Here is a 13,097-nt window from a genome sequence, read left to right as displayed (position 1 = left end):
TTAGCGGCCGTTGCGCGGCTTCTTCACGGTGTCCCGAACAAACACCTCAACATGAGCTCGTAAGCCATTCTAGACTTCGCAATTTCGTCGATGTGTCTGATCATCAACCTCCAAAAGGAAGGGGGCTAGCCAATTGGGCCAGAAGAAATGAGCAGTTACTCGTCCTTCCGGGCGCGAAGCCAGGTCTCGGTGTCGGCAGGTCCTCATCCTGGACCAGGATCGCCAGCGACCGCACGGATCGAATTTCAACGCGTCTGTAGTCCTGCTGTGCGACCGCCGTCGTTCACCCCGAACAGCGTGTCGGAGGCTTAAACGCCCTGTTCCGGAAGACCGAGATGGGAGGACGTCCGCTCCGCGGTCGGCGGCGCAACTTTCTACGGCAGCCTGGATCGATCGGACGGCGTAGCCATCGAGGAGCGAAAACTCCCTGACCGTGTTCCACCAGCGCTGTCTACATGAGATCAGTTCAAAGCCGTGAGATCGGGAAAACTCCATTGGCCGTTCAGAATGGATTCCCGCGGCCGATACAGTCGCACCGTGTAATTCCAACCGGCCATGATCGGGAGGCAGTTTGGAATTTTCCCATCGCAACCACCAAATTGAACGATGATCGAACCATCGGCGTTCTTCCGCGCGGTGACATCGTTCAGCGAATAAGCACCGTATGCGTTTTTCTCGAAGTAGCCTTTTGAATTATAGAGACTGATCGACCAGAATCCATCGACGGGAACGTCCCTGACGTCGAGCTTGTAGATCGTCTTGCCGTCGTTTTTCTCAGGGGTGACGTTCAGATAAGTGGCGTCCTTGTCTGGGTTCCCACCCCACGCCGCAGCGCTGGAGACGAGATGACGTATGGGATCGACACTTTCCTTCGACCCAAAGGACTTGTTGAAGTCTGACATGGTCGTAGCGAGGATTAGAAGGGCGTCGCGCACTTTCTTTTGACTGGCGGCGTCCCAGTCGGGGGTCTCGAACTTGCCGGGTCCGCCGGGCTGGTCGACCTTGATGGCGTCCTGCAGCGCGTGGACCTGTTCCACGTCCTTCGGATTGGACGGATCGACGAACGTTCGGATGGCGATCACCAAGTAACGCGTGCCCGCTGTCTCCTTGGTGAAGGTCGAGGCGCCACCATACGACACGCCCGTGACATAGTGGTCCTCATTGATGGCCAGCAGCGACATGAAGCGCTTTCCGGCCTCTGGCAGCGTGATCGTCACCGGCCCCGCCTCGAGATCGAAAACCGCGCCCGAATAGAGCGTGTCGCGGTTCAGTCTTATGATGGTCTGGTTTTCGATCGTCGCCGGCTCGCGCCGATGAAAGAACTTCCCGAAGCCCCCGTCCTTGGCGACATTGCCAAAGTACAGATCGCTCTCGGCACGGATAAAGTTGTCGATGGTGACCGGCTCGGCCGCCGATGGCGCCGTGGAAGAGGCGACGAGGGCCGTGATTGCGGTTGCTGCGGCGATGGCAAGAGGTGTCGTGTGCATGTATCTCTCCAATTCGCTGGTTCCCTCGCACGAACGGTAGATCTCCGCGGTTGCCGAGGTCGGAAATTCGTTCCTACTGAACCTTTTCAAAGTCTCCGGGCTTCCAGCTTTTGTCGAACCACGGTTCCAACGGCGCGTAGAGCCGCAGGATCGTGTTCCATCCCTTGCCGGGCATGGTCTGCACCCAGTTCGTCTGATGGCCTTCGGGGGCGTTGGGAGAGAACCAGATCGTCACCGACCCGTTCTCGTTCTTCTTGATGTCCGGCTGATTGCTGTCGATGCCCGCGAGCTTCTGGTCTGTCTCCAACATCGAGCGCGTCTGGTTGTCGTACACCGTGAACGACCAGAACTGCCCGGCCGGTATCGGCGACGGCAAGGTGATCTTGTAGGTCTTACCTCCGTCGAGGTATTCCCCGGCCCCGTCCCTGACGGCGAACGCGTAGGCCGAGCCGGTCCCCGGTTTCGCGTCCGCCATCGCCGGAGTGATCCCGGTCGCCGCGTAATGGAACATCGTACGGGCGTCGAGCATGCGTTCGCCCTCGTTCAGGAACTGGTAGCTGTTGCCGATGAAGCCGTTGTTCCACTGGCGGTCGGGATAGAACTTCGCGCGGGGTTCGCGGGGTGCGAACACCATCGAGCGGGCGGTCGCGTTGCCGACCGCAACGGCGTCCGTCAGGATCGTCTTCATGCGGGCGTCGGGTGCGAACGGCTGTCCTTTCTTGATGCCGATCGAAGCGAACAGCCCGACGATCTCTGGATCGAATGCATCTGCGGGCTCGCTCTGAACGACGCTGTCGAGCTCCTCGTAGAAGTGAAAGTCGTTGGCATGGATCGTGTTGAGCTGCTTGCCAGAGAGGTTGACGAACGTGGTTTCCGGCGCGGACGTCTCCTCAGACAACGGGTAGATTCTGGCATGATCCTTGACGCCCTTGACCGCTGCCGCGATGTCGCCGTCCTTTACGAAGGCCCGGTAGAGGACGAGGTTCGTGTTGGTCGAAGACTTCGTGACGAAGTAGCCGTCCGCGGGCAGTCCGCCCGAGTACCCCGGCGGCACGAACAGATACTTTCCTCCCTTGCCCTTGTCGGGGCCGATGATGCCGACGTCCGTGACATAGCGGAAAAAGGCATCGTCCACCGGTCCGAGAACGCCCGGCGGGACTTGTGCAACCACGGGACCGTTCGACAGATCTACGCAGAAGAAAACGTAAACGGTGGTGGTGTTGGCGGTCAGAAACAACGAGCGCGCGTCCAGGAGGTTCTCCGTGATGCCAATGCCCTTGTTCTTCACGGCGCCCGAGTCAGCGAGCCCCTCGCACATCGCATAGACGGAAGCGGCCGGCATTCCTGATAGGAACGCTTCGACGCCCCTCGAAAAGTCGATGTTGTCGTATACCTTCTGCACTGCAGCCTGATCGGGGAGACCGTCGGCAAAATTGAGCGTGCCGATTCGGGTCTGGACAGTGCCCGGCGTCTGGATGCTTGCTGGAACATCGGCTTTGAACTGCGGTGCCGACTGATTGGCTGCGGCAGTCGCCGCTGAAAGCAACGATGACATCACTACTGCTTGGATTCGGGCATATCGGTTCATCTGTCTCTCCGTATCTTCTACTGATCTGCAACTGGAAGCCCAGAACTAAGTCGAGGGCGGAAAATCGTCCTACGAGATGGCGGCGCTAAACGGTGCGCGACACCATCGCCCGCGAGGATGTGCGTACGCTCGCGTATCTTACCTGTCTGCGGCGACTATCAGCGACCGACCGGAAACTGGAAATTCACACCGGCGAAGATCTGCCAGCGCGGCGCGCCGGCTCCGTCGTGCCAGACGGTGTACTGGGGCTCGACGAAGGCGTTCATCGTCACGCCCTTGTCGAGTTGGAAGACCTTGCCGACGCCTGCGCCCACCGGGATGTACGAGCTGCCGCTCTCGAGGTTGAAGTTCCATGTCGCGGAGGACCGCAGGTACCAGCCGTCCGACAGGTTTATATTGAGGATCGGCTGGACGGTCAGCAGGTTGACGTCCTCGCGGTCCTCGACGCCCGCGAACGAAGTCTGATAGGTGACGAGCCCCCCGAGCAGACCCCAGCTTTGCGGTGCGACGACGACGCCGGCCGCGCCGATCTGCCACTTGCCGCTTCCAAGGGATTCGTCGGTCGCAGTCGGCACGACCAGCAACGGCCCAATTCCGAGAGTGACGGCGCCCTGCTTCGGCAGGATGAAGAGGTCCATCAGGGTGAGGTCACCGAGCCCCGTGACATATCCGCTTGGAACATCGCGGGATGTCGCGATCGGGAGTGTAAAGCGAAAAAGCTGCGGCAGTCCGAACATGTCCGACGGAATGAGGCCCCTGAGCAGGAACTGGTTTGCCTCCGGATCTCCGGGCGTGTCGATGAAGCTTGGGATGTAGTAGTCATGGAGGTTGATGGTGATCTTCGGGGTCAATGGGTTGTTCGCCTCGTTGACTGTGTCGTGCGCCGCCTCCTGCGCGACCGCAGGTGCGGCGACCGCCAGCATCAGGACTGCCAGGATTCGAGTGAAATTCAATTGCACGAAGGATCTCCCGTTTCGGTGAAGGCAATCCAGCACGAAAGGTTTCGGGTGCACAGATTGTTACAGTAACAAGGCGATGCCCCGTCCCGGCGACATCAAGATGTAACTGTAACAATCTCGCTTTTTTCGATTGACCGAGGCGAGAATGGCCGATGCGTATCCGCGCTCCTCGCACGCCTCCTGCTCGAAAGGATCGCCTGCTCGCCATGGACACTCCCAGAGATGCAGCCCATCGCGGATTGCTGAAGCTGATGCTGAGACTTCCGTCTCTGCGTGGCGAGCTTCAACTTCTCTGGCCAAACGACGCTTCGTTCGAGGCTCTATGCGAGGCCTACGAGGACGCGACGGCCACGCTTGACCGTCTCCTGACGTCCCCGAGAGACGGCGAGGACGAACTGATCGACGAGTACCGCAACTTGTGTCGGGCCTTGGAATCGGACGTGGCAGCTCGATGCCGCACACGGACAGCGCGATCACGATTTTAAATTCTCCGCATTTGCCGCTTTATGGTTGCAACAGGAAATACGCCAGCATACATTCTCCACTGCTTATGGACGGACGGGCGCGAGGTGCGGAATGGCAGCGAACGGCGTGAGCAGCGGGGCATGCGCAGTTTCCGAGGAGGAGGCGCGTTCGGAAGCGGAGCGGCTGCTGGCCGATCCACGGCTTCACGTATCCGACCGCCACCGAGCTTTCCTGCGGTACATCGTCGACGCCCGGTTCGAAGGCCGGAGCGACACCATCAAGGCCTATTCGATAGCGATCGACGTCTTCAAACGGCCAGCTTCATTCGATCCCTCCTCGGATCCGATCGTCCGCATCGAGGCCACCCGTCTGCGGGAATCCCTTCAAAAATACTACGCGCAGCTTGCCGACGAGCCGGGTGCCCGCCTCGACATCCCGCGCGGGCGCTACGTCCCCGTGTTCGTCGAACGCGATAACCCGCCCTGCCTCGAGGAGGACGGCGAACTTCAGGACGTCGGCCTGCCGACGGAGGAGCCGACCCAAGCTGCTTCGCGGCCCGAGGGCAGAAATTGGCGTCACGCCATTGTGGGGGGCGCAGCCCTATTCGCCGCTGCGCTTATAGGCGGCCTTGCATATGAAGCCGCCAGCCCAACGCTTCCGGACACGCAGAAGCCCTTCGTCGCGCTGTCGATAAACGCCTCGCAAAACGACAAGGCGGCCGGCGAAGCGGTCATGGAAGACCTCGCTGTGTCGCTCGCACGTTTCGGCACCGTCCGTCTGAAATCCGGTGCCTCCGGTTCGAGAGTGCCTAGCGATGCGATGGAGCAGAGTCTCTACGAGATCAACATGCGTTACGCCGAGAATGAAAGTTCGGTCTCACTGTGGTGGCAGGTTTCCGACGCCGCCAGCGGCGAGGCCGTCTGGACCGACGAGGAGCGGCGTACTGTCGCGGCCGGAATGCGCGAGGAGGCCATGCGCGACCTGGTCTTTTCAGTATCCCGAAGGCTTGCAAGACCCGCCGGCATCATCAACGCGATCGAGCTTAGGCGCAACCTCCCGGCGTCCACGATCGGCAACGTGTGCGTCCTCAGAGGCGAATTTGCAGTCGAGCAACGCGACGACGCCGGCCTGAAGGCCGCCCGCTCCTGCCTGGCGGCCACGATCGCTGCGGACCCCGCGGATGCGGACGCGATGGCGACGCTTGCGCGCGTCTATGTCTGGATCGGCCGCGCAACCGGCGACGACAGTTACTTCGGCCGCGGCCTCGAACTGGCGAACCGGGCAGCATCCCTCTCGCCTTCCTCGCCAAGAGCGGCGCTGGCCCAAATGGGCGTGCAGTATCAGCTCGGACAGAACGAGATCTCGATAGCGGCCGGCCGCCGCGGCGTCGCGCTAAACCCTGAGAATGCCGACCTGCTTGCCAAGCTTTCGATGGTCGTCTTCCTAACGGGTCACTGGGAAGAGGGCGTGCAGCTTGCCAGACAGGCTGGGGAGATCGCCGGCCAGCCCATACGCGATGCAAGCTTCGTCATGATACTCGACGAATACCGCCAGGAACGTTACGCGCAAGCCGTGTTCCTCGCACGGCAGGTTCCGGCACCGGACGCGCCGACGTCGGTTTTGAAGCTGGCCGCCATCGCTCGCCTCGGCGACCGGCCGGTGACGGAGCAGGAGATAGCCGCAGCCCGGTTGCAGCATCCTGATCTCGACCGGACGGTCGCTGCAATGTTCTCCGGAGCTCGCTACGACAGCAATCTCAGAAACGCGCTGCGCGCAGGCATTTCGGAAGCCGGTCTGAAGATGCCGGAACTCGCCAGCAACGGTGCGATGTAACAGTAACATCCTTGTCGGAAAGGCTCCGATGGCATTCCTTTCGACCGGTCCGCAGATCGCGGGCGATGACGTCGAAAGGCCGCCATGATGCGCAAGCTGCTTGTCTTCTCAGTCGCCTCCTCCTTTCTCGCAGGCAACGTGCTGGCCGATCCCGCGGTCGTGACTGCGGCCGTCAATCTGCGTTCAGGACCGGGCACCGGGTTTGCGGCGGTCGGAAAGGTTCCGGAGGGCACCCAGATCGATCTCAAGGAATGCGATGCGAGCGGCGCTTGGTGCACGGTTGATTTCGGGGGGCAAAACGGCTTCGTCAGCGGGCGTTATCTCAGCCAGGCTTCAGCCGAGACCCCGACGTGGCCGAAGACGTTCACGGCGGATGGGGCGGCGCTTACCCTATTCCAGCCGCAGGTGATCGACTGGCCGAACTTTACAAAGCTCGACGCGCTGATCGCCGCGGAACTCAAGCTCTCGAAGGACGCCCAGCCGGTCTACGGCGTGATCGGCGTCACGGCGAAGACGGTTGCCGACGACGAGACCGACAATATCGTGCTGACGGACGTCCAGACGACCGCGGTATACTTCTCGACGCTTGACAAGGAGCAGCTTTCGAAACTTGCGCTCGGCGTCGGCAGGATCATGCCGACCGATCCGATCACGGTCTCGCAGGACCGACTCACAGCAAGCCTCGCCGATTACAAGCGGCTGAACGATGTCTCCGGGCTCAAGGCGGATCCGCCGCCGATCTTCACGAGTGAAACCGCCGCCATTCTCCTGCAGACCGACGGGAAGGCAGTGGTTTCACCAGTCAAGGGCGTGCAGGGCCTCTCCTTCGTCGTCAACACCAACTGGGACATCTTCCAGACCGATGCCGACAAGGCATACTATCTCAGGAGCGAGAAGAACTGGCTGACGGCGACGAGCCTCGACGGCGAATGGACGGAAGCCGATGCGCTGCCATCCGAGATATCCAGCCTGCCCGACGACGACGCCTGGAAGGACGTGAAGGCGGCCCTGCCCGCGGTGAAATTCGGCGAAAGCGGCGTCCCCAGGGTCTTCTATTCGGACGTGCCGGCCGAGCTCCTCGTGTTCGAAGGCAAGCCTGCGCTGGTGAAGGTGCCGGGCACAGGCCTGGAATGGGCCTCGAACACGACCAGCGACGTCTTCTACCGCCCGTTCGACACGACGTGGTACGTGCTGCTTTCGGGCCGCTGGTTCTCGGCGCCGTCGCTCGACGGGCCCTGGACGTTTGCGACGCCGAACCTGCCTGCCGACTTCCAGAACATTCCGCAGGACGCGCCCTACTACGCCGTCCGAGCGTCGGTGCCGGGAACGTCGGAAAGCGCCGAGGCGCGCCTGAAGGCGAGCATCCCTCAGATGGCCCGCGTCGCGACCGACGGAACCGTCAAGGTCGACGTCGCCTACAGCGGCGATCCGAAGTTCGAGACAATCGACGGCACCAGTCTCTCCTATGCGGTGAACTCGAACGAACAGGTCATCAAGGTCGGCGAAAAATATTTCGTGCTGAAGGATGGGGTCTGGTTCGTCGGCGACACGCCGACCGGACCCTTCGAAGTGGCGAAAGCCGTTCCGGACGAAGTCTACAGGATCCCGGCGTCTTCCCCCGTCTACAACGTCACCTATGTCAGGGTCTACGACACGGAGCCTGATGCCGTCTGGTACGGATATACGGCCGGCTATCTCGGGGCGTACCTTGCTTGGGATGCGCTCGTCTGGGGCACGGGCTGGGCCTACCGGCCCTGGTGGGACTTCGGCTGGGCGGGCGGTTACTGGCCCTATTATCCCAGGCCCGTCACCTACGGGGTCGGCGCCTTCTACAATCCTGCCTTCGGCACCTTCGGTCGCTACGGCTACGCCTACGGTCCCTATCGCGGCATCGCTGGCGGGGCGGCGTATAATCCGCGCACGGGAACCTATGTCCGCGGCGGCGCGATCTCCGGGCCGGCTGGTTCGCGTGGCTTCGTCGCCGCATTCAATCCACGGACCGGAAACGCCGTCGCGGCGCGCGGCGGGACGAACGTCTACGGCTCGTGGGGCACGGCGGCCGTCAAGCATGGCGGCGAGTTCGCCCGTATCAGCGGCGGGTCCACGGGGAATGCCGCGGGTCTGCACTGGCATAATTCCTCCGGCGACCGCGGTTTCATCGCTGGCGGCAAGGGCGGCGACATCTACGCCGGGCGCGATGGCAACGTCTACCGCCGCGAGAACGGCGAATGGCAGAAGCACACGCCCGACGGCTGGGATCCGGTCAATCGTCCTTCGACCGAGGGCTTGAAGAATGCCGGCGAGCAGTTTGCTTCCAAGCATCCGGAAGCCGCCGACCGCATCCGCCAGAACGCTCCCGAGCGTGCGCAGAACATCCAGGACCGGGTGGAGAACAATCCCGCAGCCAATGACCGTGTCCAGAACCGCGTAGAGACCCGCCAGACCGCCGCTCCTCGGCGGCAACCTCGGGAACGCGCCCCCGACAATCTCGGCGTCGACCGCGTCGCTCGGCATGTCGGCAACCAGCGAGATCTGTCGCGAAGCTACGGACGCCGCGACATCGGCCAGTTCGGCGGCGAACGGCAGTTCGGCGGCGGCGGCCGTGAATTTAGTGGCTCCCGCGGCGGCGCCTTCCACGGCGGAGGTGGGGGCTTCCACGGTGGTGGCGGCGGACACTTCCGCAGACGTTGAGCCTCGTAGAAATCTTGGAGATTGAGAACTTCGATGACCTCTGAATTTGGCAGACGCCTGGCATTAGTAGCAGCGACGACGTTGCTTCCTTCGCTTGCACTAGCGGCCGAGGGCGGCGCGGGCTTCTATCTGCTTGGCGCGAAGCTTCCCGCAAGTGCGATCACGCCGCCTCCCGGCGTGTTCTTCTCGAACGACATCTACATGTACACCGGCGATCTCGGCGGTGGAAGCGCGCTTCCTTCGGGCGGTCGGCTCGCGGTCGGCGTCGAGGGATCGGCCATCATCGACGTGCCTACCGTGCTCTGGATCCTTCCGGAAGACGTTGCGGGCGGTCACCTCGGACTGTCGCTGACCGTCCCTGTCGGCTGGAAGAACACCGACGCCGATGTGACGTTGGCGGGACCACGAGGTGGAACGGCGTCCGGATCGATCTCCGATCCGGTCTTCACCATCGGCGATCCGGTTCTTGGCGCCCTGATGGGTTGGGAGGCCGGCAACTTCCATTGGCAGACCAGCCTTCTGGTCAACGTTCCGGTCGGCGACTACCAGGACGGCGAGATATCGAACATAGCCTTCCACCACTGGGGCGCCGACGTCTCGGCCGGGGTGACCTGGCTTGACCCGACGATCGGCCTCGACCTGTCGGCGGTGGTCGGCATGACGTTCAATGCCGAAAACCCCGCCACCGACTACCGTACGGGCAACGAGTTCCATGTCGAATGGGCCGCCGTCCAGCACTTCAACGAGCAGTTCGACGCCGGTCTCGTCGGCTACTACTACGACCAGGTGAGCGGCGACAGCGGCGCCGGCGCGTCAAGCGACTTCAAGGGGCGCGTGGCGGCCATCGGCGCGACCATCGGCTGGACGTTCAAAGCGGGGGAACTGCCAATATCGACCCGCATCAAGTATTTCCACGAATTCGCCGCCGAAAACCGCGCCGAGGGAGACGCCGTCTATCTGACGATCTCGATGCCCTTGTCGATTACCAAACCCACCAACATAGCGGCGCAATAGATGAAGCTCCTGCGGCTGACACCTCTTGCCGTCTTGATGGGCTTCCTCCCGGCGCTGACCGGCTGCGGACACCCGAGTGGCGTCATGCAACCGGTGGCGCTGGCGGCAGGAACGAGCACGACGCAGGTCGACATGCTCGTTGCAACGACCAGGCAGCCTTCGGGCGATCCCGCGACGCTGTTCAACGGCGAGCGCAGCCCGAAGCCATTCATGACCGACGTCGCGGTCTCCATTCCATCGAAGCGCGAACCGGGCACCGTCCAGTGGCCGCGGCGGCTGCCGCCCAATCCTGCCACGGACTTTGCCGTCACGCGGGTGAAGCAGATCGACACCGTTCCGGAAGGCCGGGCATGGTTCCGCCAGCACATTGAAGGCGGGCATGCGTTGGTCTTCATCCACGGCTTCAACAACAAGTACGAGGACTCGGTCTTCCGCCTCGCCCAGATCGTCCACGACAGCGGCATGCAGGCGACGCCGATCCTCTTCACCTGGCCGTCGCGCGCGCAGCTCACCGGATACGAATACGACAAGGAGAGCACGAACTATTCGCGCACGGCGCTGGAGCAGTCCCTGCGGGTCCTCGCAGCCGATCCTGATGTGAAGGACATCACCATCCTCGCCCATTCCATGGGAACGTGGCTGGCGATGGAATCGCTGCGGCAGATGGGCATCCGCGACGGCCACGTCAATGCCAAGGTACACAACGTCATCCTCGCCTCGCCCGACATCGACATCCAGGTGTTTGCCAAGCAGTACGTCGAAATGGGCGAGCCCAAGCCGAAGTTCACAATCTTCGTCTCGCAGGACGACCGGGCGCTCGCGGCGTCGAGCTTCATCACCGGCAACGTGTCGCGTCTCGGCGCAATCGATCCGTCGAAGGAGCCATTTCGCTCGCGGCTGGAGAAAGCCGGCATCACGGCCATCGATCTTACGAAGGTCAAGACCGAAGACAGCCTGCACCACGGCAAGTTCGCCGAAAGCCCAGAGATCGTCCAGCTCATTGGCCAGAGGCTGATGACCGGGCAGACGCTGACCGACAGCAACGTCTCGCTCGGTCAAGGCGTCGCCGCCGTCGTGGGCGGGACGGCGCGCACCGTCGGCACGGTCGCGGGCGCTGCGGTCGCAGCACCACTAACCATCGTCGAACAGCCAATGAGGACGCGGCAGCCGTCCGGTAGGGAGGTGGGAGAGGACCTCGAAAGCGATCGGAAACCGACGCCGTTGACCCAGTAGACCGCAGCCTGGACCGATTGTTACCCCCGGCTGCCTGCAATGTAACTGTTACAAGCTTACCCCCTTGCTGCGCCTGAAGCACAGTATCGCGGCGCATAGGAACTTGACGAAAACTACGCACTCCGCCTGACAAGCCAGACGCATTCGCAAGTAGAAAGGAATCTCGTGATGAGTACGCCCACCCATCGAAGACTTCTTGCAGCCTCGGCCGCGGTCGTGATGACCATGACCTCGGCCGTCATCGTCGCGCCGGCCTTCGCACAGCAGCCCGCGCCAGCGGCGACCACTCCGCCCGCCACGACTGAAAATTCAAAGCCGAACATTCTTGTCATCTTTGGCGACGACGTCGGACAGACCAACATCAGCGCCTATTCCTTCGGCGTCGTCGGATACACGACGCCGAACATCGACAGCATCGCCAAATCAGGCATGATGTTCACCGATTATTATGCCGAGAACAGTTGCACGGCGGGCCGCTCGACCTTCATCACCGGCCAGACATGCCTGCGCACCGGTCTCTGCAAGGTTGGCGCACCCGGTGCTCCGGTCGGCCTGCAGGCCGGCGACATAACGATCGCCCAGGCGCTCAAACCTCTCGGCTATGCGACCGGCCAGTTCGGCAAGAACCATCTTGGCGACCGCGATGAGTACCTGCCGACCAAGCACGGCTTCGACGAATTCTTCGGCAACCTCTACCATCTGAACGCCGAGGAGGAGCCGGAAGCACCCTATTGGCCTAAGGATGACGCCGAGTTTCTGAAGGCTTATTCTCCGCGCGGCGTCATCAAGGCGTCGGCCGACGGCAAGATCGAGGATAGCGGCCCGCTGACCAAGAAGCGGATGGAAACCATCGACGACGAGACCAGCGCCGCGGCGATGGACTTCATGGACCGCCAGGTAAAGGCGAAGAAGCCGTTCTTTACCTGGATGAACGCGACCCGCATGCACGTCTTCACGCACGTGCGGGAGTCGATGCGGGGCCAGAGCGGCATGGTCGGAAACGAATATGCCGACGGCATGGTCGAGCACGATCAGATGGTCGGTAAGATTTTGAACAAGCTCGAGGAACTCGGGATCGCCGACAACACCATCGTCGTCTACACCACCGACAACGGGCCGAACCAATGGTCTTGGCCCGATGCGGCGACAACACCGTTCCGCAGCGAGAAGGACACAAACTGGGAAGGCGCGTTCCGTGTGCCCGCCATGGTGAAATGGCCGGGCCGCATCCAGCCGGGCCAGGTTTCGAATGGAATGATGTCCGGCCTCGACTGGTTCCCGACACTGCTTGCGGCCGCCGGTGATCCCGACGTCAAAAGCCGCCTCCTGAGTGGTTGGAAGCCGGACGGAAGCGTCAACAGCTTCCGCAACCATCTCGATGGCTACAACCAGCTCGACTACCTCACCGGCAAGACCGATAAGAGCGCCCGCAGCGACTTCTACTACTTCGACGACGACGGCGAATTGGTGGCGACGCGCTACGACGACTGGAAGGTGGTGTTCAAAGAGCAGCAGCTCCCCGGCGGGTTTGCGGTCTGGCAGAACCCGCTCGTCACCTGGCGGATCCCGAAGCTGTTCAACCTGCGCATGGATCCATACGAACGGGCCGACGTCGTGTCTGACCAATATAACGACTTTGTCGTTCGCAACGACTACCTGCTGGTGAAGGGTCAGTTGCAGGGCGCTGCCTTCCTCGAGACCTTCGTCAAGTATCCACCGAGCCAGCGGGTCGCCAGCTTCAACATCGAGGGAGTGCGCGACCAGGTCGACAAGGCGATCGACCAGTCCTTCAAGGATCGCGGGATCGAGAAGTAGCACGATATGGGC

8 protein-coding genes are annotated in these 13,097 nt (G+C 62.2%); 5 read left to right on the top strand and 3 right to left on the bottom strand.

From position 1 onward, the window contains the following. Positions 1–461: 461 nt before the first annotated feature. The 3 genes from RlegSU303_RS29865 to RlegSU303_RS29855 form a co-directional block, all read right to left on the bottom strand. A complete protein-coding gene (locus RlegSU303_RS29865) occupies positions 462–1,487 on the bottom strand; it encodes a DUF1254 domain-containing protein (RefSeq protein WP_189587405.1) in 1,026 nt (341 codons plus the stop codon). A gap of 73 nt (positions 1,488–1,560) precedes the next feature. Then, entirely contained in the window at positions 1,561–3,075 is a 1,515-nt protein-coding gene (locus RlegSU303_RS29860) for a DUF1254 domain-containing protein (RefSeq protein WP_094230656.1), read from the bottom strand. 158 nt (positions 3,076–3,233) lie between these two features. Continuing rightward, positions 3,234–3,998: a hypothetical protein gene (locus RlegSU303_RS29855; RefSeq protein ID WP_205928102.1), complete on the bottom strand. Its 765-nt coding sequence runs from the start codon at positions 3,996–3,998 to the stop codon at positions 3,234–3,236. A 612-nt stretch (positions 3,999–4,610) separates the two neighbouring features. Between RlegSU303_RS29855 and RlegSU303_RS29850 the strand changes: the two genes are divergently transcribed. The 5 genes from RlegSU303_RS29850 (at position 4,611) to RlegSU303_RS29830 (ending at position 13,085) form a co-directional block, all read left to right on the top strand. After that, complete coding sequence (locus RlegSU303_RS29850) at positions 4,611–6,332, top strand: tetratricopeptide repeat protein (protein WP_094230659.1); 1,722 nt, start codon at positions 4,611–4,613, stop codon at positions 6,330–6,332. Positions 6,333–6,416: 84 nt separating this feature from the next. Next, positions 6,417–9,023, top strand: coding sequence for an SH3 domain-containing protein (locus tag RlegSU303_RS29845; protein ID WP_231283975.1), 2,607 nt, complete (start codon positions 6,417–6,419; stop codon positions 9,021–9,023). A 33-nt stretch (positions 9,024–9,056) separates the two neighbouring features. After that, positions 9,057–10,037 carry a SphA family protein gene (locus RlegSU303_RS29840; protein ID WP_094230661.1) on the top strand — a complete coding sequence of 327 codons (981 nt, stop codon included), beginning with the start codon at positions 9,057–9,059 and terminating at the stop codon, positions 10,035–10,037. Then, positions 10,038–11,270, top strand: a complete 1,233-nt coding sequence (locus tag RlegSU303_RS29835) for an alpha/beta hydrolase (protein WP_425355765.1) — start codon at positions 10,038–10,040, stop codon at positions 11,268–11,270. It begins immediately after the preceding gene. A gap of 168 nt (positions 11,271–11,438) precedes the next feature. Further along, positions 11,439–13,085, top strand: coding sequence for an arylsulfatase (locus RlegSU303_RS29830; protein WP_231283974.1), 1,647 nt, complete (start codon positions 11,439–11,441; stop codon positions 13,083–13,085). The last annotated feature ends 12 nt before the right edge of the window (positions 13,086–13,097 follow it).

The sequence above is a fragment of the Rhizobium sp. SU303 genome, from assembly GCF_021052345.1.
Classification (GTDB): Bacteria; Pseudomonadota; Alphaproteobacteria; order Rhizobiales; family Rhizobiaceae; genus Rhizobium; species Rhizobium laguerreae.
This window is presented reverse-complemented; position numbering and strand designations above follow the sequence as displayed.

What these genes read in the sequence shown, in the direction of transcription:
- RlegSU303_RS29845 (WP_231283975.1), top strand. Translation starts at nt 6,417, where the DNA reads ATGATGCGCAAGCTGCTTGTCTTCTCAGTCGCCTCCTCCTTTCTCGCA.
- RlegSU303_RS29865 (WP_189587405.1), bottom strand. Translation starts at nt 1,487, where the DNA reads ATGCACACGACACCTCTTGCCATCGCCGCAGCAACCGCAATCACGGCC.
- RlegSU303_RS29840 (WP_094230661.1), top strand. Translation starts at nt 9,057, where the DNA reads ATGACCTCTGAATTTGGCAGACGCCTGGCATTAGTAGCAGCGACGACG.
- RlegSU303_RS29850 (WP_094230659.1), top strand. Translation starts at nt 4,611, where the DNA reads ATGGCAGCGAACGGCGTGAGCAGCGGGGCATGCGCAGTTTCCGAGGAG.
- RlegSU303_RS29835 (WP_425355765.1), top strand. Translation starts at nt 10,038, where the DNA reads ATGAAGCTCCTGCGGCTGACACCTCTTGCCGTCTTGATGGGCTTCCTC.
- RlegSU303_RS29860 (WP_094230656.1), bottom strand. Translation starts at nt 3,075, where the DNA reads ATGAACCGATATGCCCGAATCCAAGCAGTAGTGATGTCATCGTTGCTT.
- RlegSU303_RS29830 (WP_231283974.1), top strand. Translation starts at nt 11,439, where the DNA reads ATGAGTACGCCCACCCATCGAAGACTTCTTGCAGCCTCGGCCGCGGTC.
- RlegSU303_RS29855 (WP_205928102.1), bottom strand. Translation starts at nt 3,998, where the DNA reads ATGCTGGCGGTCGCCGCACCTGCGGTCGCGCAGGAGGCGGCGCACGAC.